The sequence below is a fragment of the Lacisediminihabitans changchengi genome, from assembly GCF_016634425.1.
Taxonomy (GTDB): Bacteria; Actinomycetota; Actinomycetes; order Actinomycetales; family Microbacteriaceae; genus Lacisediminihabitans; species Lacisediminihabitans changchengi.
In genome coordinates this window covers 77,342-100,914 of record NZ_JAEPES010000004.1, presented here as the reverse complement: position 1 = coordinate 100,914, position 23,573 = coordinate 77,342, and the positions used below count along the sequence as shown (strand labels likewise).

General features: G+C 67.8%; 26 protein-coding genes and 1 riboswitch. Of the genes, 13 read left to right on the top strand and 13 right to left on the bottom strand.

What is annotated here, in order from left to right; all coding sequences use genetic code 11:
• Window positions 1-120: 120 nt before the first annotated feature.
• From nagA to purU, 3 genes are read right to left on the bottom strand one after another with little or no spacing between them, the layout of a single operon-like run.
• A complete protein-coding gene (nagA, locus tag IV501_RS11700; protein WP_307812267.1) occupies window positions 121-1,296 on the bottom strand; it encodes an N-acetylglucosamine-6-phosphate deacetylase in 1,176 nt (391 codons plus the stop codon).
• A gap of 13 nt (window positions 1,297-1,309) precedes the next feature.
• A complete protein-coding gene (locus tag IV501_RS11695; RefSeq protein ID WP_200556517.1) occupies window positions 1,310-1,663 on the bottom strand; it encodes a YrdB family protein in 354 nt (117 codons plus the stop codon).
• A gap of 5 nt (window positions 1,664-1,668) precedes the next feature.
• Window positions 1,669-2,553, bottom strand: a complete 885-nt coding sequence (purU, locus tag IV501_RS11690; RefSeq protein WP_200556516.1) for a formyltetrahydrofolate deformylase — start codon at window positions 2,551-2,553, stop codon at window positions 1,669-1,671.
• A gap of 92 nt (window positions 2,554-2,645) precedes the next feature.
• Between purU and IV501_RS11685 the strand changes: the two genes are divergently transcribed.
• The 6 genes from IV501_RS11685 (at window position 2,646) to IV501_RS11660 (ending at window position 9,269) form a co-directional block, all read left to right on the top strand.
• Window positions 2,646-3,848: an MFS transporter gene (locus IV501_RS11685; RefSeq protein ID WP_200556515.1), complete on the top strand. Its 1,203-nt coding sequence runs from the start codon at window positions 2,646-2,648 to the stop codon at window positions 3,846-3,848.
• Window positions 3,849-3,952: 104 nt separating this feature from the next.
• A complete protein-coding gene (locus tag IV501_RS11680) occupies window positions 3,953-5,458 on the top strand; it encodes a purine-cytosine permease family protein (RefSeq protein ID WP_307812266.1) in 1,506 nt (501 codons plus the stop codon).
• Entirely contained in the window at window positions 5,451-5,990 is a 540-nt protein-coding gene (locus IV501_RS11675; protein ID WP_200556514.1) for a cysteine hydrolase family protein, read from the top strand. Before IV501_RS11680 ends, IV501_RS11675 begins: the two co-directional genes overlap by 8 nt.
• Window positions 5,991-5,992: 2 nt before the next feature.
• Complete coding sequence (locus IV501_RS11670) at window positions 5,993-6,715, top strand: GntR family transcriptional regulator (protein ID WP_200556513.1); 723 nt, start codon at window positions 5,993-5,995, stop codon at window positions 6,713-6,715.
• Window positions 6,716-6,886: 171 nt separating this feature from the next.
• Window positions 6,887-6,970, top strand: a riboswitch (ZMP/ZTP riboswitch).
• Window positions 6,971-7,012: 42 nt separating this feature from the next.
• The gene (glyA, locus tag IV501_RS11665) at window positions 7,013-8,311 is read left to right on the top strand and encodes a serine hydroxymethyltransferase (protein ID WP_200556512.1); all 1,299 of its coding nucleotides are present in this window, start codon (window positions 7,013-7,015) and stop codon (window positions 8,309-8,311) included.
• 82 nt (window positions 8,312-8,393) lie between these two features.
• Complete coding sequence (locus tag IV501_RS11660; protein ID WP_200556511.1) at window positions 8,394-9,269, top strand: bifunctional methylenetetrahydrofolate dehydrogenase/methenyltetrahydrofolate cyclohydrolase; 876 nt, start codon at window positions 8,394-8,396, stop codon at window positions 9,267-9,269.
• Window positions 9,270-9,290: 21 nt separating this feature from the next.
• On the opposite strand, the gene IV501_RS11655 is transcribed toward IV501_RS11660, so the two are convergent.
• The 3 genes from IV501_RS11655 to IV501_RS11645 are packed head-to-tail and all read right to left on the bottom strand — an operon-like array spanning window position 9,291 to window position 12,349.
• The gene (locus IV501_RS11655; RefSeq protein ID WP_200556510.1) at window positions 9,291-10,055 is read right to left on the bottom strand and encodes a hypothetical protein; all 765 of its coding nucleotides are present in this window, start codon (window positions 10,053-10,055) and stop codon (window positions 9,291-9,293) included.
• 30 nt (window positions 10,056-10,085) lie between these two features.
• A complete protein-coding gene (gene galK / locus IV501_RS11650; RefSeq protein WP_200556509.1) occupies window positions 10,086-11,246 on the bottom strand; it encodes a galactokinase in 1,161 nt (386 codons plus the stop codon).
• Window positions 11,243-12,349, bottom strand: coding sequence for a galactose-1-phosphate uridylyltransferase (locus tag IV501_RS11645; RefSeq protein WP_200556508.1), 1,107 nt, complete (start codon window positions 12,347-12,349; stop codon window positions 11,243-11,245). Before IV501_RS11645 ends, galK begins: the two co-directional genes overlap by 4 nt.
• 84 nt (window positions 12,350-12,433) lie before the next feature.
• Between IV501_RS11645 and IV501_RS11640 the strand changes: the two genes are divergently transcribed.
• Genes IV501_RS11640 through IV501_RS11630 form a run of 3 tightly spaced genes read left to right on the top strand, consistent with a single transcriptional unit; the run spans window position 12,434 to window position 15,290 of the window.
• Window positions 12,434-13,201, top strand: coding sequence for a DeoR/GlpR family DNA-binding transcription regulator (locus IV501_RS11640; RefSeq protein WP_200556507.1), 768 nt, complete (start codon window positions 12,434-12,436; stop codon window positions 13,199-13,201).
• Window positions 13,202-13,256: 55 nt separating this feature from the next.
• Complete coding sequence (locus IV501_RS11635) at window positions 13,257-14,174, top strand: aldose 1-epimerase family protein (protein WP_200556506.1); 918 nt, start codon at window positions 13,257-13,259, stop codon at window positions 14,172-14,174.
• A 36-nt stretch (window positions 14,175-14,210) separates the two neighbouring features.
• Window positions 14,211-15,290, top strand: coding sequence for a VIT1/CCC1 transporter family protein (locus tag IV501_RS11630; protein WP_307812265.1), 1,080 nt, complete (start codon window positions 14,211-14,213; stop codon window positions 15,288-15,290).
• 24 nt (window positions 15,291-15,314) lie between these two features.
• On the opposite strand, the gene IV501_RS11625 is transcribed toward IV501_RS11630, so the two are convergent.
• Both IV501_RS11625 and IV501_RS11620 read right to left on the bottom strand, forming a co-directional pair.
• Window positions 15,315-15,488 (bottom strand): hypothetical protein, encoded by a 174-nt coding sequence (locus IV501_RS11625; RefSeq protein ID WP_200556505.1) that lies wholly within the window; start codon window positions 15,486-15,488, stop codon window positions 15,315-15,317.
• A gap of 19 nt (window positions 15,489-15,507) precedes the next feature.
• Window positions 15,508-15,879, bottom strand: a complete 372-nt coding sequence (locus IV501_RS11620; protein WP_200556504.1) for a hypothetical protein — start codon at window positions 15,877-15,879, stop codon at window positions 15,508-15,510.
• 163 nt (window positions 15,880-16,042) lie between these two features.
• Between IV501_RS11620 and IV501_RS11615 the strand changes: the two genes are divergently transcribed.
• Window positions 16,043-16,570 (top strand): hypothetical protein, encoded by a 528-nt coding sequence (locus IV501_RS11615; RefSeq protein WP_200556503.1) that lies wholly within the window; start codon window positions 16,043-16,045, stop codon window positions 16,568-16,570.
• Window positions 16,571-16,692: 122 nt separating this feature from the next.
• On the top strand, window positions 16,693-17,610 hold the full coding sequence (locus tag IV501_RS11610; protein WP_267910443.1) for an NAD(P)-dependent oxidoreductase: 918 nt from the start codon (window positions 16,693-16,695) through the stop codon (window positions 17,608-17,610).
• On the opposite strand, the gene IV501_RS11605 is transcribed toward IV501_RS11610, so the two are convergent.
• The gene (locus IV501_RS11605) at window positions 17,600-18,937 is read right to left on the bottom strand and encodes an O-acetylhomoserine aminocarboxypropyltransferase/cysteine synthase family protein (protein WP_200556501.1); all 1,338 of its coding nucleotides are present in this window, start codon (window positions 18,935-18,937) and stop codon (window positions 17,600-17,602) included. The genes IV501_RS11610 and IV501_RS11605 overlap by 11 nt on opposite strands.
• 128 nt (window positions 18,938-19,065) lie before the next feature.
• On the opposite strand from IV501_RS11605, the gene IV501_RS11600 reads away from it, so the two are divergent.
• The gene (locus IV501_RS11600) at window positions 19,066-20,391 is read left to right on the top strand and encodes an LLM class flavin-dependent oxidoreductase (protein ID WP_200556500.1); all 1,326 of its coding nucleotides are present in this window, start codon (window positions 19,066-19,068) and stop codon (window positions 20,389-20,391) included.
• Between the two features lie 78 nt (window positions 20,392-20,469).
• Here the strand turns inward: IV501_RS11600 and IV501_RS11595 are convergent, their stop codons facing one another.
• The 4 genes from IV501_RS11595 to IV501_RS11580 all read right to left on the bottom strand — a co-directional run bounded on the left by IV501_RS11595 (window position 20,470) and on the right by IV501_RS11580 (window position 22,094).
• Window positions 20,470-20,784 carry a hypothetical protein gene (locus IV501_RS11595; protein WP_200556499.1) on the bottom strand — a complete coding sequence of 105 codons (315 nt, stop codon included), beginning with the start codon at window positions 20,782-20,784 and terminating at the stop codon, window positions 20,470-20,472.
• A gap of 206 nt (window positions 20,785-20,990) precedes the next feature.
• Window positions 20,991-21,248, bottom strand: a complete 258-nt coding sequence (locus IV501_RS11590) for a DUF6458 family protein (protein ID WP_200556498.1) — start codon at window positions 21,246-21,248, stop codon at window positions 20,991-20,993.
• Window positions 21,249-21,280: 32 nt separating this feature from the next.
• Window positions 21,281-21,445, bottom strand: coding sequence for a hypothetical protein (locus tag IV501_RS11585; protein WP_200556497.1), 165 nt, complete (start codon window positions 21,443-21,445; stop codon window positions 21,281-21,283).
• 148 nt (window positions 21,446-21,593) lie between these two features.
• Window positions 21,594-22,094 (bottom strand): MarR family transcriptional regulator, encoded by a 501-nt coding sequence (locus tag IV501_RS11580; RefSeq protein WP_307812264.1) that lies wholly within the window; start codon window positions 22,092-22,094, stop codon window positions 21,594-21,596.
• Between the two features lie 143 nt (window positions 22,095-22,237).
• On the opposite strand from IV501_RS11580, the gene IV501_RS11575 reads away from it, so the two are divergent.
• Window positions 22,238-23,548 carry a serine/threonine-protein kinase gene (locus tag IV501_RS11575; RefSeq protein WP_200556496.1) on the top strand — a complete coding sequence of 437 codons (1,311 nt, stop codon included), beginning with the start codon at window positions 22,238-22,240 and terminating at the stop codon, window positions 23,546-23,548.
• Window positions 23,549-23,573: the final 25 nt, after the last annotated feature.

The following is a 23,573-nucleotide window of genomic DNA, read 5'->3' as shown; positions in this document are numbered from 1 at the left end:
CAGTGTTGGGGGCGCGAGTCGCGCCCGCGCGCCCGCGCCTGGACGCGTATCGCGGCCTGCTGCGTGGTGGGTTTCGATACGCGTCCTCGCCCGCTCGGGCGCTACTCAACCAGCGAGTTTCTACAGGATGAGGGCGCCGGCGGCCCAGACCGACTCGACTCGCCAGTCGTGGTCGAGTAGCACGGCGTCCGCGGCGAAGCCGGGGGAGAGCAGTCCGTGGCGGCGTTCCAGGCCGAGAGCCCGGGCCGGCACGAGAGTGAGGGCCGCGACCGCGTCCCGAGCCGGGATGCCGGTGCTCTCGACCGCACAGCGGAGCGCGACATCCTGAGTCAGGGTCGAGCCGGCGATCGTCGACGTGCCGGAGAGCAGAGCACGGCCCTCGCGCACCGAGACGTTGAGGCTGCCCAGGCGGTAGTCTCCATCGCTGGCGCCGGCCGCTGCCATCGCATCGGTGATGAGGGCGACGCGTCCGGGAGCCGCAGCGAAGGTCATCGCGGCGACCGCGGGATGCACGTGAACGCCGTCGAGCACCAGCTCGATGGTGACCCGCTCGTCGTCGAAGGCCGCCACGACAGGGCCCGGCGCACGGTGGTGGATGCCCGGCATCGCATTGAAGGCGTGAGTGAGGATGCGCGCGCCCCGGTCGAACGCCTCCGTCGTCTGCTCGAAGGTCGCCTCGGTGTGCCCGATGGATACCGTCACCTCGTTTTCGACCAACACGTCGATGGCCTCGAGGGCGTTCGGCAGTTCGGGAGCGACGGTGATGTGCCGCAGGGTGCCGCGGGCAGCGCCGATGAGTTCTTCGACGTCGTAGGTGAACGGCTCGCGGAGGTAGGCGGGGTTGTGCGCGCCATGCTTATCGCGCGAGAGGAATGGACCCTCCAGATGGGAACCGAGCACCAGCGGGTCACGGTGTGCGAGGTCGGCGATCACCCCGAGGCTCGCGATCAGCTGATTCATCGGGTTGGCGACCAGGCTCAGGACCGAGCGGGTGGTGCCGTGGGCGCGATGGGTGGCGAGGGCGACGGCGATGTCGTCAACGGTCTCCTCGTGCGAGTGCCCGCCGCCGCCGTGGCTGTGCAGGTCGATGAATCCGGGCACCAGCCAGCGCCCGGCCACGTCAACCGTGCGGTCGGATCGCGGATGCTGCGGACCCACCCCCGTCGCCATGATGCTGTCGCCCTGCACGAGCATCCAGAAGTCGTCGACCTGGCCGTTCGCGTCGAGCTTGCGTGCCCCATAAAACAGGATGCGCGTGGTGTCGGGTTCAACGGCGATGGGCTCAGACGTGGTCACATCGCCAGCGTAGCTAGTCGGCCTCACGTTCGTGGGTGATCTCCGCGCGCCCATTGATCACTCCGCTGATCGTGGCGACGGCTCCGAAGGCCAGGCCGATCGGCCAATTGCCTTCGCTGACCCAGGCGAATGCGGCTGCACCCATGACGAAGATCTCGACCAGCGCGCGACCGACCGGGTCGAGCGGGATAACCGCTTTGGGCGACCGGAATACTCCCCAGATGATCGCGGCGAACAGCGGGACCCCGATCATGAAGTACACCCCGGGAAGAGGGAACGGCCAGGAGATGTAGCCCCAGTAGCCGAGTGAGTACAGGGCGAACAGCTCCAGCGCGAAGCGCAGCACGAGATTCGGCGTGAGCTTCATGGTGACTACTTGAAGATGATCGTTCGGGCGCCGTCGCGCAGAACCCGGTGCTCGGCGAACCAGGTGACCGCCTGGGTGAGGGTGCGCGACTCCTCGTCCTGCCCGATCGCCATCAGTTCGGCGGGCGTGCGGGAGTGATCGACGCGCACGACGTTCTGCTCGATGATCGGACCCTCGTCGAGGTCGCTCGTGACGAAATGCGCGGTCGCGCCGATGAGCTTCACCCCGCGTGCGTGCGCCTGGCGGTACGGGTTCGCGCCCTTAAACCCGGGCAGGAAGGAGTGATGGATGTTGATGGCGCGACCGGCCAGCGCGTCGCAGAGTTCGGGGGAGAGGATCTGCATGTACCGGGCGAGCACGACCAATTCGATGTCGAACTCGGCCACGGCATCCAGCACCCGCGCCTCGAACTCCGCCTTCTGTTCTGGCGAGGTGACCGCACGCGATTCGAAGGGCACGCCGTAGAACTCGGCGAGCCCGGAGAGCTGCGGATGATTGCTGAGCACCAGCGGCATCTCGAGGGGAAGCTGCCCCGCGCGCTCCCGAAACAGCAGGTCGTTCAGGCAATGGGCGGCGGTGGAGACCAGAACGAGCGTGCGCATGGGGCGGCCGACGACATCCAGCGTCAGATCCATGCCGTAGCGGGCAACAACCGGTGCCAGATGCAGTTCGAAGGCTGCGCGGTCGACCGCCGACTGCACCTGCAGCCGCATGAAGAACGTGCCGGTGTCGTCGCTCGAGAACTGCTGCGATTCGGTGATGTTGCCGCCGGACTCGACGATGGCTCCGCTGACCGCGTGCACGATGCCAGGGCGGTCGGCACAGACGATGGTCAGTACCCAGTGGGTCGTGGAGCCGTTTGTGGGAGTGGTCGGGCCAGGTGGGGTCACGGCATCCAGAGTATTCTCCTTGTCGTTGCCGCGTCGGCGGTGGCCCGCGGGCGGCGCTGCGACCCACACCCACTTTCGAAGGATTTACCGCTGTGACCGCGCCCATTTCTACCCGCAACAACTTCCCCTGGGTCGGCCTGCTCGTGCTGGCCTGCTCCATCTTCGTCTCGGTGACGAGCGAGTTTCTGCCGACCGGCCTGCTGCCCGACATCGCCGGCGAGCTGAAGGTCTCTGCCTCTCAGGTCGGCCTGCTCGTGACGATCTTCGCGGGAACGGTCGTGCTCTCCACCACCCCGCTCGCGGCTCTCACCCGCAACTTCTCGCGCAAGAGTCTGGTGGTAGTGGTGCTGCTGGTGATCGCCGCCTCCGGCGTGCTGGCCGCGCTTGCGCCGAACTACGGGGTGCTGGTCGTCGCCCGCGTTCTCGGTGGCCTCGCCCACGGCCTGTTCTGGGCCGTCGTCGGCGCGTACGCCGCCCACCTGGTGCCTAAGCATCAGATCGGCCGCGCGGTCGCCATCACCAGCGGCGGCGGAACGGCGGCGTTCGTGTTGGGGGTGCCGCTCGGAACCGCGCTCGGCCACGCCTTCGGGTGGAGGTTGGCGTTCGCCGCGCTCGCCGTGATCATCGTGGTGCTGTCGGTGCTGGTCATCCGTTATCTGCCGGCCGTCGATCATCGGGTGCAGCTGAAGACCGGCGAGATCGCCGTACCGATGAACCGCGACCGCAGCCTGCCGGGCGTGATCGTGCTCTGCATCGTGATCATCGTGATCATGATGGGCCACTACATCTTCTATACCTACATCGCGCCGTGGTTGATTCACGAGGTCGGTTTCGACGAGTCCGCGGTGGCGCCGCTGCTGTTTCTGTTCGGCGGGGCGGGTGCCATCGGCCTCGCGCTGGCGGGGGTCGTTGCCGACCGCGCGCCGCGGTTCGGTTTCGTGGTCACGGCCGCGGTCGCGGTCATCCCGGTGCTCGTGTTCGTCTTCTTCTCGCACTCGCCGATCGTCGTGATCGGGGCGCTCGTCGTCTGGGGCATCGCCTTCGGCGGGCTGCCGGCCATGCTGCAGACCCGGATGCTGCACACCGCCTCGGCGCGCCTGCGTGACCTGGCCGCGGCGCTATTCACCACCTCGTTCAACCTGGCCATCGGAACGGGCGCGCTCGTTGGCGGGCTGATCCTCGATCGCTCGGGATACGGCGCGTTGCCGCTGGCCGACCTGATCTTCCTCGGCGTCGCCCTCGTCTTCAGCCTGGTCAGCGACGCCTGGCTGCGAGCGCGCGGCCAGCGGCACTAGGCGGAGTCACTAGAAATCGTTGACAGGCTCAATCCGACAGCAGTATCGTGACGCCCACGACTGAACAGGTCTGAACAAGTTCACTACCGCTCCAGGAGGAACCCGTGACCAGCACCGAGCGTCAGATCGCCCCGCAGCGAGGCGTCGAGACCAACGGCATTAACACCATCGCCGAGTCGGAGCGGAAGGGGCGAGCCCGCAGCCTGTTCTGGCCCTGGTTCGGAGCCAACGTCTCCGTGCTCGGCATCGGCTACGGCTCGTTCGTGCTCGGTTTCGGCATCTCGTTCTGGCAGGCGACGCTGGTAGGCATCATCGGCATCGTCGTCTCCTTCGTGCTCTGTGGCATCATCGCGCTGGCCGGTAAGCGGGGCTCGGCGCCCACGATGGTGCTCAGCCGGGCCACCTTCGGGGTGCGTGGCAACCGGGTGCCGGCAGTGCTCTCGTGGGTGCTCACCGTCGGCTGGGAGACGGCGCTCACGTCGCTGGCCGTGCTGGCGACCTCCACCGTCTTCACCGAGCTGGGGTGGGATGGCGGGGTCGCGACGAAGATCGTCGCGCTGATCGTCGTCGCGGCCCTCATCGTCGCCGCCGGGGTCATCGGCTTCGACTTCATCATCAAATTGCAGTTCTGGATCACGATCGTCACCGCGGTGCTCACCGTCATCTACATCATCCTGGCGCTGCCGCACATCGATCTCGCGATCGTCGGCGCACTCCCGGCCGGCAATCCGCAGGCGATGATCGGAGCCCTGGTCTTCGTGATGACCGGATTTGGCCTCGGCTGGGTCAACGCCGCGGCCGACTACTCGCGCTACCTGCCCCGGAGCGCCCGCAGCTCGGGCGTGGTCGGCTGGACGGCGTTCGGCGCCTCGCTGGCCCCGGTGGTGCTGCTGGTGTTCGGACTGCTGCTGGCCGGATCCTCGACCAAGCTCAGCGGCGCGATCGGCGCCGACCCGATCGGCGCGCTGACGCAGATTTTGCCGGTCTGGTTCCTCATCCCGTTCGCCCTGGTGGCGGTGCTCGGCCTGGTCGGTGGTGCCGTGCTCGACATCTACTCCTCGGGGCTCGCCCTGCTCAGCGCGGGCATCAAGATACCGCGCGCCGCGGCCGCCGGAATCGATGGCATCGTGATGATCGTCGGGGCCGTGGTCGTCGTCTTCTTCGCGACCAGCTTCATCGCGCCGTTCCAGGCCTTCTTGGTCACCCTCGGAACGCCGGTGGCCGCCTGGTGCGGAATCATGATCGCCGACGTCATCCTGCGCAAGAAGCAGTACGCGGAGGCCGACCTGTACACGACTCGGGGTCGTTACGGCGATGTTCGCTGGCTGCCGATCCTGCTGATCGTGGTCGGCACGGCACTCGGCTGGGGCCTCATCACCAACTCCTACGGGGTGCCGGAGTGGCTCAACTGGCAGGGCTACCTGCTGGAGCCGTTCGGACTCGGCGGCCGCACCGGGCCGTGGGCATACGCCAACCTCGGGGTGCTGCTGTCGCTGCTGATCGGCTTCTTCGGGATTCTGATCTTCGGCCGTGAGGCGATCCGGCGCCAGGAGGCCATTCCCGTGCAGGCGGAAGCTGTGCGCGACGCCGTGGATGCCTTCCGTGAGTAACGAGTGGCTCGTCGTCATCGACATGCAGGTGGTGTTCGGCGACCCAGGGAGTGAGTGGTTCACGCCCGGCTACCCGCAGATCGAGCCGACCGTCGCCCGACTCGTCGAGCACTACGGCGACCGGGTCGTTTTCACCCGGTTCGTCGCTCCGACGGAGCCCCGCGGCGCCTGGGTCGCATACTACGAGCAGTGGCCCTTCGCGCTGGTGCCGGCGGATGCGCCGCTCTACGACCTGATGCCGGCATTCGCGAGCGGCGGACATCCGGTGGTCACCGAGACGACCTTCGGCAAGTGGGGTCCCGACCTCGCCGCGCTGATCGGGGAGGACGCGACCATGGTGCTCGTCGGCGTGTCCACCGATTGCTGCGTGCTGTCGACCGCGCTCGCCGCAGCGGATGCCGGGGTAGCCGTGAAGATCGTAGCCGACGGCTGCGCGGGGCTCAGCGCCCTCGATCACCAGCGCGCCCTCGATGTGATGGCGCTATACGGACCGCTGATCGAGATCACCGACTCGAGCGCGGTGCTCTCGTAGTCGTGGCGCTCAGTCGCATCTCGGGCCGCAAACACGAGCAGATCGCGCGCGTGCTCGCGGCGGAGATCCGCGGGGGCGAGGTCGAGCAGGGGCAGCAACTGCCCGGGGAGACCACTCTCGCGGAGCGCTTCGCCGTGAGCCGCAACACCGTTCGGGCGGCGCTGGCCGAACTCGCCCGCGCCGGATTGATCAGCACGCGCTCGGGCAAGGGCTCGTTCGTGGCCTACGACGGACGGCCGCTGAATGTGCGGCTGGGCTGGGCGCGCGCGCTCGAGGCGCAGGGCCTGGCGACCGAGGTTCTCGTTCTGCGGGCGGCGCCGGTGACCGATCCGGAGCTGGCGAAAGAGCTCGGCGAGGGCTCACCGGAGTTCGTCGCCATCGATCGCTTGCGCCGCATCGTCGGCGGCGCGGTCATCTCCTTCGAGCAGTCGCGGGTGCCCGCTCTGCCGGCCGTGCTCGACGCGGTCGATGCGGGGCGGGCATCCGGCTCTCTCACCCGCATGCTGCTCGACTGCGGCCTGGTCGCGGCGACCGGCGACCAGTGGGTCGAAACCCGGCTGCTGGAGGAGGCGGATGCCCGGGTGCTCGACCGTGCGCCCCTCGCTCCGTTCCTCTGGTCACGCTGCATCACCCGCAACGCGGTCGGCGAGCTGGTGGAGCGCGTCGACAGCCTGCTCGACCCGGCGCACTTCCGCCTGCACTTTCAGTTCTCGGCGCAGGAGTAGGCGTTGGCGGCCAGGGCCCGGCTGCTTGTCCGGGCTGCAGGCAACATGATGCGGGCCGCCACACTCCCGAATCTGTCCTGTTGGTGGACGATTCGGCGATCTCAGCCTGTTGGCGGACGGGATACCCGGGCAAACCAACCTCGGTGACGTCATGAACCGCCGCTGCTAGGCTGGGCAGGTCGCAACTGGCGTTGAGATGGGTGACCATCGGGGAGCGACTGACTACGAGTTCGGCCGTTCGCCTGGGCCGAACCGGATACCGTTATCCCTGTCCGGTCGTGTCAAAGGAGTTCGCCAGTGCCATCCTCCCTCCCCTCCACTTTCACCGATCCGCTGTCGACCGTCGACCCCGAGATCGCCGAAGCGCTCGAGCTCGAACTCGGTCGCCAGCGCGGCACCCTCGAGATGATCGCCAGCGAGAACTTCGTCGCGCGCGCGGTGCTCGAGTCGCAGGGCTCAGTGCTCACCAACAAGTACGCGGAGGGCTACCCCGGCCGCCGCTACTACGGCGGGTGCGAGTTCGTCGACATCGCTGAGAACCTCGCCATCGACCGGGTCAAGAAGCTGTTCGGCGCCGAGTACGCCAACGTGCAGCCGCACTCCGGAGCCACCGCCAACGCGGCAGTGCTGGCCGCGATCGCCACCCCGGGCGACACGATCCTCGGGCTCGAGCTCGCCCACGGTGGGCACCTCACGCACGGCATGAAGCTCAACTTCTCGGGCAAGCTCTACAACGCCACGGCATACGGCGTCGACCCGGAGACCTTCCGCGTCGACATGGACGTCGTGCGCGAGAAGGCGCTCGAATACCGCCCGACCGTGTTGATCGCCGGCTGGTCTGCCTACAGCCGCCAGCTCGACTTCGAGGCATTCCGCTCCATCGCCGACGAGGTCGGCGCCAAGCTCTGGGTCGACATGGCGCACTTCGCCGGACTCGTCGCCACCGGGCTGCACCCCTCGCCGGTGCCGTACGCGGATGTCGTCTCCAGCACCGCGCACAAGACTCTCGCCGGTCCGCGCTCCGGCTTCATCATCAGCCGCGACACAGAGCTCGCCAAGAAGCTCAATTCGGCCGTGTTCCCGGGCCAGCAGGGCGGACCGCTGATGCACGTCATCGCCGCCAAGGCGACGGCGTTCAAACTCGCCGGCGAGCCGGAATTCAAGGACCGTCAGGAGCGCACCGTGCGCGGCGCACAGATCCTGGCCGAGCGCCTCACCGCCCCCGACGCCAAGGCCGCCGGTATCGACGTGCTGACCGGAGGCACCGAGGTGCACCTGGTGCTCGTCGACCTCCGCACCGCGGCGATCGACGGACAACAGGCGGAAGACATCCTGCACGAGGTCGGGATCACCGTGAACCGCAACGCGGTTCCGTTCGACCCACGTCCGGCGATGACCCCTTCCGGCGTGCGCATCGGCACGGCGGCGCTCGCCACCCGCGGCTTCGGCGACGAGGAGTTCACCGAGGTCGCCGACATCATCGCGACGGCGCTGAAGCCGACTCCGGATGTCGCGGCTCTCCGTGCCCGTGTGCTGAAGCTCACCGACGGCTACCCGCTCTACCCGGGTCTCACGTCTCCCGGCACCTGGGCCTAGCCACTGCACATCCGCTGGTTGAGTAGGCCGCGACAGGGCCCGACAACTGCACATCCGGCGGTTAACTTTTGAGGAGATCACCATGACCGCAGTCAAGATCGACGGGGTCGCCACCGCGGCCACCGTGCGCTCGGAACTCGTCGACCGCATCGCCGCTCTGAAGGCTCGGGGTATCTACCCCGGTCTCGGTACCCTGCTCGTCGGCGACGACCCGGGCTCGCACTCCTACGTCGGGGGTAAGCACAAGGATTCGCTCGAACTCGGCATCGAGTCGGTTCGCGTCGATCTCCCGGCGGCGGCGACCGAGGCCGAGGTGCGAAACGCCATTCTCGAGCTGAACGCCAACCCGGCGGTTACCGGCTACATCATCCAGCTGCCGTTGCCGGCTGGCATCAACGAGAACGCGATGCTCGAGCTGATGGACCCGGCGAAGGATGCTGACGGCTTGCACCCGACCAACCTCGGGCGTCTCGTGCTGGGCGTGCATGGCGAGCTCGACTCACCGCTGCCGTGCACTCCGGCCGGCCTGGTCGAGCTGCTGCAGCGCTACGACGTTCCAATCGCCGGGCAGCATGTTGTGGTTATCGGCCGCGGGCTCACCGTCGGTCGCCCTCTCGGGCTGCTGCTCACCCGCAAAGGTCTCGACGCCACAGTCACACTGGCGCACTCCCGCACGCAGAACCTTCAGGATGTCGTGCGCCAAGCCGACATCGTCGTGGCGGCGGTCGGCGTGCCCGGTCTGATCAAGCCAGACTGGGTGAAGCCCGGTGCTGCGGTGCTCGACGTGGGCATCACGCGCGTGATTAACCCCGACACCGGCAAGGCGAAGCTGATCGGCGACGTCGACCCGTCGGTGGCCGAGGTCGCTGGCTTCCTGTCGCCGGTTCCCGGGGGCGTCGGCCCGATGACCCGCGCCATGCTCATGAGCAACGTGGTCGAGGCCGCCGAGCGGCTGTAGCCGGGCTCGCTGAGTGGGGGACTACTCGCCGGTGTAACCGATGCCGCAGGAGGTGCCGCTCTGGGGCGCCTTCGGGTCCCAGCCGTCTACCGATGCCACGTCCTCCGAGGTCGCCAGATCGGTGAGGGTGATCTTGCACGCCTCGATCGTCGCATCGGACTCATAGGCGACGCCGAAGCCGTAGAAGGCGTAACGCCAGAGCTTGGGATCGGGGGCGGGGCTGCCGCTCTCGAAGTCGGCGACGGCGTGCGCCGTGCCTGCGGTCGCCCAGTTGTAGCCGCCGTAGCAGGGCTGGGTCGAATCGGTGGGTGTGATGCCCTTACCACTGGCGGCCTGCCCGAAGTAGGGGCTGCCGAGCGCGAGCTGCACCGGCGAGACGAAGGGTTTGCCGGTCACGCTCGAGGCGATGTCGATCGGCACAAGCACGCTGCCGTTCTGCTCCAGCGTGTCGGTGGTCACCGGATTGCCGCCCACGCCGGCGCCACAGCTCTTGATGAACTCGGTTTCCAGCGGCTTCACCGCGGACTCGTTGTAGGCGACCGCCTTGTGCACGGTCATCTGAATGCCGATCGTCGCGCCGTCTTTACCGCGCACGTTGGCGGCGATGGTGAACAGCACGTCTTTCGGTGCGGCAGCGGTCGGACTCGCCGATGGAGCGGCCGTAGTCGTCTGGGAGGGCGCGGGGCCCGAGGCTTTCGCGGTGCCCGAGCTACTGCATCCGCTGAGAAGAAGCAGTGCTGCGATCCCGCCCGCGACGATGGATGTCTCGACCAGTGATCTTCTCACCGTGTCTCCCCTACAAGATTGTGCGCCGCCCTAGCGCTCCCGAATCGCGCCCTGCGAGGCGGTCACGACGAAAGTATCAGGCTGAGCCATGGCATGTTCTGCGAAAGCGCCGTCAATGGCCACCTGAACGCGTGATAGATCCTCACTCGCGACGAGCGCGATGGCCGCGCCGCCGAAGCCGCCTCCGGTCATTCTGGCGCCGATCGCACCGTTGGACTGAGCCGTTTCGACGGCGAGGTCGAGCTCCGGCACCGAGATCTCGAAGTCGTCACGCATGGAGATGTGCGAGGCATCCAGCAGGTCGCCGATCGCGCGCGGACCTTCGGCCTCGAGCGCCGCGACCGTGTCGAGCACACGCTGGTTCTCGGTGACCACGTGGCGCACGCGGCGGAAGGTGACGTCATCCATCAGCTCGCGTGCACGGGGGAGGTCATCGACGGTCACGTCGCGGAGGCTTGCTACCCCGAGCAGGCTGGCGCCGAGCTCGCAGGATGCGCGGCGCTCCGCGTAGCCGCCGGTGGAGTGCGCGTGGGCGACACCGGTGTCCATGATGAGCACGACGAGGCCCGCGCGGTCGAAGCCCAGGTCGATGACCTGCGACTCCAGGCTGCGGCAGTCGAGGAACACGGCCGAGTCCTTCTGGCCGAGCAGCGAGGCCGACTGGTCCATGATGCCGGTCGGGGCGCCGACGGCTTTGTTTTCGGCGAGCTGGCCGACCTGGGCGAGGGTCTCGCGGTCGAAGTCGAGCCGCCAGACGTCGCTGAGCGCGAGGGCGACGGCGCTCTCGATAGCGGCGGACGACGAGAGACCGGCGCCGACAGGCACGTTCGACTCGATGTAGATGTCGAAACCGGGCACGGCCGCGAGGTCGGCGCCGCGCTGGCCGAGCGCCCAGGCCACACCGAGCGGGTAGGCCGACCAACCTTCGAGGGCCTCGGGGCTGAGCTCGGCGAGCGGGATCTCCACGGCCTCCTCGGCGAACGAGCTCGCGACCCGGGCGATGCCGTCCTCCCGAAGTCCGAGCGCCACGATGGTGCGACGGTCGATGGCGAAGGGGAGCACGAAGCCGAGGTTGTAGTCGGTGTGCTCGCCGATCAGGTTGACTCGGCCGGGCGCAGACCACAGCCCACTCGGCTCGTAACCGAACAGGGTGGTGAAGGTCTCGGCGGTGTCGTCGCGGATGTCGCTCATGAGGGTTCTGCCACTTTCTCGAGGGCCTCGCGGATGCGGGCTGCCGTCTGTTCGGGGAGCACGTCGCCGATCCACGCTCCCATTGCCGCTTCGGAGCCGGCCAGGTATTTCAGTTTGTCCGCTGCACGGCGCGGGGAGGTGATCTGCAGCATGAGTCGGATCTCGTCGCGACCGACATCGACCGGTGCCTGGTGCCACGCGGCGATGTACGGCGTCGGGGTGTCGTATAGCCCATCGATGGCCCGCAGCAGACGTAGGTACATGCCGGCGAGTTCGTCGCGCTCCTCGGCGGTGGTTCCGGCGAAGTCCGGCACGTGGCGGTTGGGCAGCATGTGCACCTCGATCGGCCAGCGCGCCGCGAAGGGAACGTAGGCGGTCCAGTGCTTGCCGGCCAGCAGCATCCGTTCGGAGCCACGTTCGAAGTCGAGGATGCTCTGGAACAGGTCGCCGTCGAAGCGCTCAACCGAGTCGAGCAGGCGCTGCGTGCGCGGGGTGATGTACGGGTAGGAGTAGATCTGGCCGTGCGGGTGGTGCAGGGTGACGCCGATCTGCTCGCCGCGGTTCTCGAACGGGAAGACCTGGCGGATGCCCGGCAGCGCTGAGAGCGCCGAGGTGCGGTCCGCCCAGGCCTCGATCACCGTGCGCGCGCGGGAGCGATTCTGGCTGCCGAACGAGCCCTGTGTCTCGGGGCTGAAGCAGACGACCTCACAGCGACCGATCGACGGCAGCGTGCGCCCGAGGCCGATGGCAGAGAGTTCGTCGAGCGAGTAGTGCTCAGACAGGTCGGGGCCGAACGAGGGGGAGCGGTTCTCGAACACCGCGACGTCGTACTGGTCGGGCACCTCGGACGGGTTGTTCGCCGTGGCCGGGGCGAGCGGGTCCTGATCGGCCGGCGGGAGGAAGACCCTGTTCTGCCGAGCGGCGGCGATGGAGATCCATTCGCCGGTCAGCGGATCTTGCCGCATCGTTGCCGTGGCGGGGCGGGCATCGAGCGAGCGAGCATCCGCCTTCCGCTCCGCACCGAGTGTGGTGTCCGCGTCATCGAAGTAGATGAGGTCGCGTCCGTCTGCCAACACGGTCTCGCGTTTGACGATCTGGCCCATGGGTGCACTTGTCCGATCTGGAGGGAAACGCAAGAACATTAGCCCGCATTGACAATAAAACGCAAATAATCGAAACTTGCGGACATGAGTGACACGTCGGCCCCGCCCCCCGCGGCGATTCGACGTGCCCGGATGCTCGAGCACATCGACGCCCAGGGCTTCGCCCGGGTCAGCGAATTGAGTGCGCTGTTCGGCGTCTCCGAGGTCACCGTGCGCGCCGACCTCGAGTCGCTCGAGGTGCAGCGGGTGCACGGTGGAGCGGTCGCGAGCCAGCGAATCGAGAACACCTTCGAGCAGTCTCTGAATGACGCCAGCGACGAGAAGCGCCGCATCGGCGTCGCCGCAGCCGCACTGGTCGAGTCGGGGCAGGCCATCGTGCTGGATGTCGGCACCACGACCACCGCGGTGGCGACAGCCCTGCTGGAGCGCCCCGACCTGCGCGATGTCGTGGTGATCACCAACGCGCTGAACATCGCCATGGCGCTCGAGCCGGCCATCCCGCGGTTCACGGTCGTCGTCACGGGCGGCACTCTGCGCCCGCTGCAGCACTCGCTGGTCGACCCGCTCGCCGGGGCGGTGCTCGACCACATCCGCGCCGACCTCGCCTTCATCGGCTGCAGCGGGGTGGACGCGACCGCCGGCGTCACCAACATCAACCTGCCCGAGGCCGACGTGAAGCGACGGATGCTCGCCACAGCAGCCCGCAGCATCGTCGTCGCCGACAGCAGCAAGCTCGGCGTCGCGCAGCTCAGCCGGGTCGCGCCGCTGGCCGACATCGACGCGCTGATCACGGTGGCCGAGGCGGATACCGGAGCCCTCCGGGCGGCCGGTCTCCAGGTCATCCCGGCCTGACCGGCGGTCCCTGAGCGTGTCGAAGGGCCCCGTGCGGCGTCGCTAGGCTGGTCGGATGCGCGCCCCGACCGGACAGCAGTTCGAACTCCGCCACCAGTCCACCACCGCCATCATCACCGAGGTCGGAGCGGCCATCCGTCAGCTCACCTTCGACGGCGTCGACGTGATGGAGCCCTACGCAGCAGACGTCGTTCCGCCCTTCGTGTCTGGCGGCGTGCTCGTGCCGTGGCCGAACCGCATCCGCGACGGTATCTGGCACCTCGACGGGGAGGAGCAGCAGCTCGACCTCACCGAACCCGACAAGCACAACGCCATCCACGGGCTGGTGCGTGACCGCCCGCACACCGTGGTCGAGCGGAGCGAGAACGCCATCACGCTCGGCCTCACGATCTACCCGACCCGCGGGTACCCCTTCGAGATCTGGTCGGCAATCCGCTACGAGCTCAGCGACACCGGCCTCACCGTGACCCACGAACTGCGCAACGTCGGCGACGTACCGGCGCCCGTCGCCGTGGGCGTTCACCCCTTCTTCCGAGTGGGCGATGTGCCCACCGACGAGGTGGTGCTCACCAGCAGTGCTCGCTCCTGGATCGAGACGGATGACCGCCTCCTCCCCACCGCGACACTTCCCGTCGACGGACTCCCGTTCGATCTCCGCGCCGGCCGCCCGATCGGCGATCTCGCCCTCGACGACGCCTTCGCCGACCTGACCTTCGACGGCGGCGAGAGCGTCCTCACCCTCACCGCGCCCGACGGTCAGACCGTCGAGCTCTGGCAGGACGAGAACTTCCCCTACCTGCAGATCTTCATCACCCGCATCTTCCCGCGCGCAGAGGGGCTCGCCACCGCGATCGCCATCGAGCCGATGACCGCACCTGCCGAAGCCTTCAACTCGGGCGACGGCCTGCGCTGGCTGCAGCCAGACGAGTCATGGTCGCTCTCCTGGGGAGTCCGGTACTCTAAGAGAGGCTGATCAGCCGCATTCTCGGTCGCCCTCGGAAGGATTCCCGTGGCCACCACACTTTCTCATTCGTCGCGCCAGCCCTCGCGGGCGGAGCTTCGCCGGTGGCGCCAGTACCTCGCCGATGAGCAGGCCGAGGCGGCCGTGTACCGCGACCTCGCCGCACGCCGCGAAGGCGAGGAGCGCGAGATCCTGCTCGCGCTCGCCGAGGCGGAGGGGCGGCACGAGGAGCACTGGCGGGAACTGCTCGGCGACCAGCTCGGCAAGCCGCGCAAGGGCGACATCCGCACCCGGCTGCTCGGGTTTCTGGCTCGGCGATTCGGATCGGTCTTCGTGCTCGCGCTCGCGCAACGGGCGGAGGCGCGGTCGCCGTACGAATCGGATTCGGATGCGACCGCCGCGATGGCCGCGGACGAACGCATTCACGGTGAGGTCTTGCGCGGCCTCGCCACGCGCGGCAGAAACCGGTTGTCCGGCACCTTCCGGGCCGCGGTGTTCGGCGCCAACGACGGGCTGGTCAGTAACCTCGCCCTGACGATCGGCATCAGCGCGAGCGGCGTCGCAACCCACGTCGTGCTGCTCACCGGCATCGCGGGGCTGCTGGCCGGCGCGCTGTCGATGGGAGCGGGGGAGTACGTCTCGGTGCGGTCCCAGCGCGAGCTGCTCGACGCGTCGACGCCCGACCCCGAAAGCAATCGCGCGCTGCCGCATCTCGACGTCGACGCCAACGAACTGAGTCTGGTCTACCGTTCGCGCGGCATGACGCCGGAGGAGGCCGACACACACGCGGCAGAGGTGCTGGCCGACAACAGTCTGGTCGTCACCGAGGAGAACGACCAACACGAGGCGATCGGCACCGGCATCGGGGCGGCGCTGTCGAGCTTCTGCTTCTTCGCCTCGGGCGCGATCATCCCGATCATCCCGTACTTCTTCGGACTCGGCGGACTTCCGGCGATCCTGATCGCGGCGGGCCTGGTCGGGCTCGCGCTCCTCGGTACCGGCGCGATCGTCGGGGTGCTCTCCGGCGGTTCGCCACTGCTGCGAGCGCTGCGTCAGCTCGCCATCGGCTTTGGCGCGGCGGCGGTCACCTACCTGCTCGGGCTCCTGTTCGGCACCCCTACCGGCTGAGGCTACGGCGCCGGGGCGATAGCGCTACAGGGCCCCGTGCTCGTGGGCCTCGGCAGCCTCGTCGAACGGAACATCCGAAGCGGTGGTGGGCGGAACATCCGAGTGCTGGGCGGCAGGGTCGCCAGCCGTGGCGACCGACTTCGCTTCGGCGTGACCCTCTTCGCTCACTGCCGTGATTTCGTGATATTTGTCGCGCATGCTGGAACCTCTTCTCGAATCAGCGAAGCTCGTTCAGCACGCTGACGGGTACTTCGCCTTGGTCGGTCATCGCATCGTAAGTGAGCAGCGCGCCGATCTCCAAAGGCGGGCTGACCGAGGCGAGCCAGTGAGCGTCGAAGGGGGCCACGATCACCGTCTCACCCATCGCGAAGCCGTCGCCATCGAGCTCGTGCACGTGCGGAGCGCCATGGTCGATGACGAAGTAGCGGCGGAGTTCGCCGCGCGCCACGGTGATGCCGAACTCCAACAGATCGTTCTCGCCCCGGCCAGAAACGTGGAGAGAGATGCGCAACGGTGCCGCGCCGGCGGGCAGGGGGCGGTCGAGCTTCGCTCGGATCCAGATGCGATCCCAGTCCCTCGACAGACTCACCCGACTCAGACGGGGAGCCGGATGTCGTGGCCTGCGGTCATGCAGGAGACTCTCGCGATGCATGGCGGTCACGGTAGGCCTGTGTCGCGATCAGCGCCAGTGCTCGCCAGGACCCTGGCCCCCGGAGGGACATCCTGGCTGCCTCGCGGGTACCGTGAATCCCATGAGCGAGACGGATGCCGAGGCCCTCGCCGCACACCTGCACGAGTTGCTCTCCCGCACGGCGACCGAGCTGGCGCAGCGCGGAGTGGCGGACGAAGCCCTCGGCGTCATCGCCCTCGGGCGCGGGATCGCGGTGTTTCGTTCCGCCGACCGCATTCGGCCGGCGGGGAGAGCCTGGCGACTCGGCGTCCTTCTGCTGGGTTCCGTCGGTGCGCTGTATGCCACGGGCAGGGTGACCCGGGCCATCGTGCCGTTGCGCGGGGTGACGAACCGCTCGCCCGAGGCCGACCAACGGCGCGCGGAGCGGTTGGCGGCATCCCGGGGTGGCTTCGCGGAGGGAGAGAACGTGAACCTCGGGTTCACGCCGATCGCACTCGATGCGGCGGCTCTGGCGAGGGGATCCGGCCCGCTGTCGGTGCGCGACGGGGTGCTGTTCGTGCGCTGGGCGCCGGGCGATGGCGCGCACGGCGTCTCCCCGCTCGAGGACTACCTGCGCGATCGGATCGCCCTGCTCGCCGCCCCCGAGTGACCCGCCTCGCCTTCGCCCTCCCTCCGTTCTGCAGGAGTGCCTGCACAACCGCGCCACCACTCCATCGACTTGGTAGAAAGTGTCGTTATAAGTGAGCCATAACGACACTTTTTACCGAATGGATGCACGGCCCGGCAGACAGCGGCGGGTACGGTCGAGCCATGCGAAGCATCGGAGTGCTCGGACTCGGACGGATGGGCGGACCGATCGCGGCACGGCTCGCAGCGGCCGGGTGGCCGGTGTCGGGGTTCGACCCCCGAGCTGCGAGAGCACCGGGCGGCACGCACAGCACGGCGGGCAGCGCGCGCGAGCTCGCGGCATCCGTCGACGTCCTGATCACGGTGCTTCCCGGCCGCGGCGAGACGGCAGCTGTCATGCCCGACCTGCTCGCGGCCATGGCGCCCGGCGCGATCTGGCTCGACCTGACGAGCGGTGACCCTGCGCTCTCCGAACGGCTTGCGGCCGCGGGCATCCGCAGCGTCGGGGCGCCGATGGGCGGAGGCCCGGCCGAGGCTCAGGCGGGCTCGCTGACCCTGTTCGTCGGCGGTGCGGAGACGGATGTCGAGAGCCTACGTCCGCTGCTCGAGACCATCGCATCCCGCATCGAACGAGCAGGCGAGCGCCCGCAGGACGGCCAGATCGTCAAGCTGCTGGCGAACCTGCTCTGGTTCGGGCAGGCGGTGGCGGTGACCGAGGCGCTGCTGCTGGGGGTGAAACTCGGGCTGACGCTCGGGGCGATGCGCGACATCCTGCCGCGGAGTGCCGGGGGAAGCAGCTTCATGACCACGCATCTCGACCGGCTGCTCGCCGGCGATTACGCGGAAACGTTCGGCCTCGACCGCTGCGTGGAAGAGCTGGACACTCTCGCGGCGCTCGCCGAGACGGCCAGCACGCCGTTCGCGCTGTCCACCCTGGTCGCCGGGCTGCACCGCGAGGCGCTCGCGACGTTCGGACCGGTCGACGGAGAACTGTTGGTCGCGAAGCTGCTGGAGCAGCGAGCCGGGATCGACCTGAGTGGCGAAATCGACCTCAGCGCGTAGCGGCGAGCGCCGGCTGCGATGAGCGCAGCACCGAGAAGGCGTGGTCCAGGTCGGCGATGAGATCCGCCTCGTCTTCGATTCCCACCGAGAGTCGCACCAGGCCGTCGTCGATGCCCTGACGCGCGCGGTCGGCGGCGCTGAGCTGCGCGTGCGAGGTCGTTGCCGGATGCAGGATCATCGAGCGCACATCGCCCAGGTGGGTCATCCGGGTGAACAGCTCGACGGCGTCGATCACGGTGCGAGCGGCATCCTGACCACCGGCGAGCGTGAAACCGAACACCGAGCCAGCACCCTTCGGCAGATATCGTTCGGCCAGGGCATGGTGCGGGCTGGATGCCAGTCCCGAGTAGTCGACGGAGACCACCTCGGGCTGCCGTTCAAGCCATGTCGCCAGGGCGAGAGCGTTGCGCGAGTGGCGCTCGACCCGCAGTGACAGGGTCTCGAGACCCTGCAGCAGCAGGAACGCGTTGAACGGCGACAGCACCGGACCGAGCCTGGCCGCGATGATCGACCGTGCATAGGCGGTGAATGCTTCGGCGCCGAAGCGAGAGACGTAGGTGCTGCCATCGGCCGCGGGCGTGGAGAACTGCGGGAACTTCTGCGGGTAGCGGCCCCAGTCGAAGCTGCCGCCATCGACGATGACCCCGGCCAGCGATGCGCCGTGACCCGTGAGGAACTTGCTCGCAGAGTGCACGACGACCGATGCGCCATGGTCGAGCGGGCGCAGCAGATACGGCGTCGCGGCGGTGCTGTCGATGATGAACGGCAGCCCGGCCTGCTCCGCGAAGCCGGCCACCAGTTCGAAGTCGATCAGATCGTTCTTTGGGTTCGGGATCGCCTCGGAGTACACGGCGCGGGTGGTCGGGCGCAGCTTGCGCTGCCACTCGGCCAGGTCGTGGGGGTCGTCGATGAATTCGACCTCGATGCCGAACCGGCCGAAGTTGTCGCGGAAGAGTGTCTTCGTTCCCTCGTACAGGCTGCGCGTGGCAAGAAAGTGGTCGCCTGCCTTCAGAATGGCGAGCATCGCGACGGTGATCGCCGCCTGTCCGCTGCCCACCACGATGCTGTCGACGCCATGCTCGAGCGCGGTCAGGCGAGACTCGACCACGGCGTTCGTCGGGTTGCTGTTGCGGGTGTACACCCAGGCCCCGTCGTCGCCCTCAAACCGTGCCTTGGCATGGTCGAACGAGTCGAAGACGAAACCCGCGGTCAGGTTGATCGGTGTGATCCGCGCACCGAAACCGTCACCGATGATCTCGCCCGCGTGCACCTGATCGGTGTCGAATCCGAAGTGATCGGCGCCGTACGGCTTGTCGGTGGTGGTCACGGTGCGTCTCCTTCTGGGTTGGTCCACGGTACGGTCGCCGCGCACGTGCGGCAAAGCCGCCCGTTCACACGACGACACATTCGAGACTGGCGGTGGTCGGCATCCGAGTGCCCTTATAGGGTCGACGGATGACACGGCTTCAGCACTTCGGATGGTTCTTCGGGCGCGGCTTCGGGCCGCAGGGCTGGGGTCGCCCCGACTATCTATGGAACTACCGCTGGCAGGGGCCGCGGATCTATCAGCAGTCGATCCGCGAGCTGGAGCAGGCCGGTCTCGACCTGCTGATCATCGAGGATGCCCTCTCGCTCGGGTCACCCGAGACGATCGACCTGCGCGTGCGGGGGGCGTACGGCGGGCCGAAGCACGATCCGCTGATGCTCACGCCGTACCTGTTCGACGCGACCTCGCACATCGGAATCACCCCGACCATCAACGCCGGCGCCTATCCGCCGTACCTGGCGGCGCGCCAGTTCGCGACGCTGCAGCACCTGAGCGGCCACCGCTTCGGCATCAACGTGGTAACCGACGTGAAGAGCGCGCGCCACTTCGGCATCGACGAGATCTCGCACGACGCGGCCTACGACCGTGCGGAGGAGTGGATCGACGCGGTGCGCGGGCTCTGGCACAGCTGGGACGACGGCGGCCTGGTCGAGAACAGCGACACCTGGCAGTTTGCGGACGGCAGCAAGATCGGCAACTTTCGGCACGAGGGGGAGTACTTCCGCACCGAGGGTTCGCTCAATGCGATCCCGTTCGCCGCGGAGGAGGGTGACCCGATCATCGTCTCGCCCGGCGGCTCCGGACGCGGGCTCGCCTTCGCCGGCCGTAATTCCGACGTGCAGCTGGCGCTCACCAAGCTCACGGTCGAGGGGGTGAAGGCCTACCGCAAGAAGATCCACGACGCGGCGATCGAGAAGGGGCGCCGGGCATCCGACATCAAGATCCTGTTCGCGTTCATCCCGGAGATCGTGTCGAGCGAGGAGGAGGTTGCTCGCATCGTCGCGGCCTCCGAGCATCCGTCTGACGCGGAGGTGCTGCGCCTGCTCGCCAATCAGTCGAGCGACCTCGAGACCGACCTCACGAAGCTCGACCTCGACCGCCCGCTCGACCTGTCGGTGTTCGGCCAACACGTGTCGCAGGGCAGCATCGCGAGCCTGACCGGGGGAGCGGCGGATGCCCTGAACGTCAGCCTGCGCGAGCTCGCCACCCGCAAAGCCCGCAAGGGCCGCATCGACGATGGCAGCGGCTTCGTCGGTACCGCAGAGCAAGTGGCGGACTTCATCGAGCGTCTCGGCGAAGAGGCCGACAACGACGGCTTCATCTTCTGGGGTGACCTGCACCCGGTGACGGTGCACACCTATCTCGATCGTCTGGTTCCGGAACTGCGGCGCCGCGGCATCCTGCGTTCCGAATTCGGCAACGGCGGGCTGCGCCACAACCTCAACGACTTCTAGCGGAGCCGTCCCAATTTCCCTCCCTGAGTTGCATGTTCGAGTGGTTAAGAGCGCCCCATAACCACTCGAACCTGCAACTCACGAGGGGAAGGGGATGTGCGGGTCGCCCAGCGATTGTGCTCGCCACTTCTCGACGAAGCGGGCTTTCGTCATCCGTCTCAGGTCGAAGCGCAGTTCGTCGGCGAACCATTCGTTCGGGGCAGGCACGCGCAGCACCTCGGATCCGTCAACACGGCTGCGCACGACCGCGTCGAATCGGGAGTCATAGGCGGATGCGATGCCGGTGAGCAGCCCGAGCGCAACCGAAGCGACAGCTTCAGCCCGACGCTCGCCCGGGTCCGTTGCGGGCTCCTTCGCCACCGTCCACTCCTTGATGGCGTTGGACTCCTGCATGCCCGAACTGTAGTCGCACCGACCGGTGCCCCAACGGTGAGTTGCATGTTTTGGCGGCTTTCACGCCTTGAAAACAGCCAAAACATGCAACTCACGAGGGGCGAGGGGCGAGGGGAGAGGGGATGTGCGGCGAGCGCAACGAAGGCCGAGGCGGTGTGTCCGCCTCGGCCTCCATTCTTTCGCCGGCCTGGGAGCCGCCGAACTCGTTACACGAGCGGGTCGTCGCGATCGACGGTGTTACGCGTCACGCGCTCCCCGGTGCCGGGGTCGACCGCCGCGCGGGTCGTCGATGTCGTTGTGCGACGACGCGTGATCAGCACGATGCCGAGGATGATCCCCACCACTCCCGCGATCATCAGGATGTATCCCACCAACTGCAGATTCAGCCAGGCCACCTGGATGTTGACCGCGAACGCCAGGATGGCGCCAACCACGAAAAGCACGATTCCAGTTCCGAGACTCATCTTTTCTCCTTTGCTTGTGGTCGTCTGCAGGGTCAGACGCGTCGGTTGCCACTGAGAAAACGGAGGAGGAAGACGATGGCTGCGATGACCAGCAGCACGACTCCGACCCAGATCAGAAAGTTCAACGACGAGACGAATCCGCCGGTGGCGAGCAGCACGATCGCGATGATCGCGATGATGATGACGAGGATGTTCATTGGTGTTCGCTCCTTGGTTGTGCACGCGACGGGATGCGCGAGCGCCACAGGTCGTATGGCGCCACCCAGTAAACAACTAGTTCAGTGGTCTAGCAAACGGTTGACAAACCGGGAAAACAGGAGTGGCGTACATCCGCCACCGCCCGGATTAGGCCCCGATCCCGTCGACGGTCTCTCGCATTGCCGTGAGGAATTTCACGATGATCCGGCTTTCCTCTTCCGTGAGGCGCTCGGCCGCCCCCGACATTTGTCGCAGCGCCGACGCGATCAGCGGACCGGTGTCATCGGACGCGGACGGCGTGGGGATGATCTCCGCCGACCGCTTGTCGATGGTGCTAGCCCTCCGCACGATGTGCCCGCCGTCCTCGAGCCGTCGGAGCAGAACTGTGGTCGACGCACTGGAAATGCCGAGATAGCGCGTGACGTCCTTGGAAGCGACGACGCGACCGGCCTCGTGCTGATCGAGGATGAAGCGCAACGCGAGCAGATCGTTCTCGTTGAGGCCCATCGCCGTTCCGGTGCGTCGTCGCATCGCGGCTTCAGCCCCGCGATATACCTGCAGGGCTTCGATGACGCTCATGGGCGGTGGCGTGGACTCGCCGTTGGCGACGGGGCGAACGAGGTCGCTGAAGTCGAAGGAACTGGTCACGCCACCACGCTATGCGGGGATTGCTAGTTTCTCTAGCAATCCCGGTCGGCGGCGGCGGATTCACGGCTGCCGCCAAGCGGTGCATACTCTTCGGTGGGCACCGCGAGGGTCGCGTGGCCCCCGGGACCCGAGTGGAGTGTGTGATGCCGAGCGATGATGCGTGGGTTGGGCGCGTGCTCGGCGAACGCTACAAGGTCGTCGAGGTGCTCGGCCGTGGCGGAATGGCTAGCGTCTACCGCGCCACCGACCTGAGGCTCGACCGCTTCGTCGCGGTCAAGATCTTCGGGGGTGACGTGGCGTCAGCGGATGATGGCGACCGCCGCCGTGCCGAGGTGGACGCTCTCGCGAAGCTCAGCCACCCGAACCTCGTCACCCTGCATGACGCGCATCTCGACGCCGCAGAGGCCGGACCGAGCTACCTGGTCATGGAACTCGTGGATGGCCCCGACCTCCGCACCACGCTCGATCATGGTCCGCTGCTGGGGGAGATCGCCGCCGCGGTGGCCGCCGACGTCGCTGAGGCGCTGGCGACGGTGCATTCGCTCGGGCTGGTGCACCGTGACGTCAAGCCCGCGAACATCCTGTTGCAACCGACGGGTCTTCCCAGCCCCACGTTTCGGGCAAAGTTGGCCGACTTCGGCATCGCTCACCTGCTCGGAGCGGATCGGCTCACCGCGGCGGGAACGGTCGTCGGCACGGCGGCGTACCTGAGCCCGGAGCAGGCGACCGGGGCCGACATCGGGCCGGCCGCCGACGTCTATGCGCTCGGGCTTGTGGTGCTGGAGAGCCTGACCGGGAGGCGCGCGTACCCCGGCACGATCGTCGAAGCGATGACCGCGCGTGCGGCGCTTGACCCGGTGGTGCCTGATGACCTTCCCAGCGACTGGGTCACCCTGCTGACCTGGATGACCGCGCGTTCGCCTGCGGACCGCCCGACAGCGATCCAGGTCGCTATGCGTACTCGAGAGATCGGCACACAGCTTGCGGGATGGGCGGTGCCGGTGGTTCCCGCCGCTGCGGACGACTCCACGCGGGCGATGCTCGCCCCCACCAAGCTCATGACTGTCGGCGGGGTTCCGGTCACGCGCTCGACCACCGTGCTCGCAGCGCCGGCCGGGCCTCGTCTCGTGCAGGAGCCTGGTAAGACCGCGCCGACGTCGCTACCGCGGGATCGCAACCGGCGTCTGGCCGCAATCGTGGCCGCCGCCGTTCTCGTACTGGCCATCGGAACAGCGGTGCTGATCGCGAGGGTAGGGGCCGACGACAATCAGGCGACGCCGTCGACGCCGTCGAGCGTCTCTCCGCCTCCGTCTGCCACCCCGTCGGCAACTCCCTCGGCCACGCCGTCTCCCACCCCGTCGACCTCTGTCGTATCGACGGTCGCGCCGGTAGTTCCCTCGCCGGGAAACGGAAACGGCAAGGATAAAGGCAACGGGAAAGTCAAGAACAAGTGAGCGCTCGACCCGTTTGCCTGCTGGT

Excerpts from the sequence above, each read along its gene's own strand:
- IV501_RS11610 (WP_267910443.1), top strand. The coding sequence starts at position 16,693 with ATGCACGGCCCGGCAGACAGCGGCGGGTACGGTCGAGCCATGCGAAGC.
- IV501_RS11660 (WP_200556511.1), top strand. The coding sequence starts at position 8,394 with ATGACCGCAGTCAAGATCGACGGGGTCGCCACCGCGGCCACCGTGCGC.
- IV501_RS11640 (WP_200556507.1), top strand. The coding sequence starts at position 12,434 with ATGAGTGACACGTCGGCCCCGCCCCCCGCGGCGATTCGACGTGCCCGG.
- IV501_RS11635 (WP_200556506.1), top strand. The coding sequence starts at position 13,257 with ATGCGCGCCCCGACCGGACAGCAGTTCGAACTCCGCCACCAGTCCACC.
- IV501_RS11645 (WP_200556508.1), bottom strand. The coding sequence starts at position 12,349 with ATGGGCCAGATCGTCAAACGCGAGACCGTGTTGGCAGACGGACGCGAC.
- galK (WP_200556509.1), bottom strand. The coding sequence starts at position 11,246 with ATGAGCGACATCCGCGACGACACCGCCGAGACCTTCACCACCCTGTTC.
- IV501_RS11590 (WP_200556498.1), bottom strand. The coding sequence starts at position 21,248 with ATGAGTCTCGGAACTGGAATCGTGCTTTTCGTGGTTGGCGCCATCCTG.
- IV501_RS11575 (WP_200556496.1), top strand. The coding sequence starts at position 22,238 with ATGCCGAGCGATGATGCGTGGGTTGGGCGCGTGCTCGGCGAACGCTAC.
- IV501_RS11585 (WP_200556497.1), bottom strand. The coding sequence starts at position 21,445 with ATGAACATCCTCGTCATCATCATCGCGATCATCGCGATCGTGCTGCTC.
- IV501_RS11600 (WP_200556500.1), top strand. The coding sequence starts at position 19,066 with ATGACACGGCTTCAGCACTTCGGATGGTTCTTCGGGCGCGGCTTCGGG.
- IV501_RS11615 (WP_200556503.1), top strand. The coding sequence starts at position 16,043 with ATGAGCGAGACGGATGCCGAGGCCCTCGCCGCACACCTGCACGAGTTG.
- IV501_RS11695 (WP_200556517.1), bottom strand. The coding sequence starts at position 1,663 with ATGAAGCTCACGCCGAATCTCGTGCTGCGCTTCGCGCTGGAGCTGTTC.
- IV501_RS11625 (WP_200556505.1), bottom strand. The coding sequence starts at position 15,488 with ATGCGCGACAAATATCACGAAATCACGGCAGTGAGCGAAGAGGGTCAC.
- IV501_RS11595 (WP_200556499.1), bottom strand. The coding sequence starts at position 20,784 with ATGCAGGAGTCCAACGCCATCAAGGAGTGGACGGTGGCGAAGGAGCCC.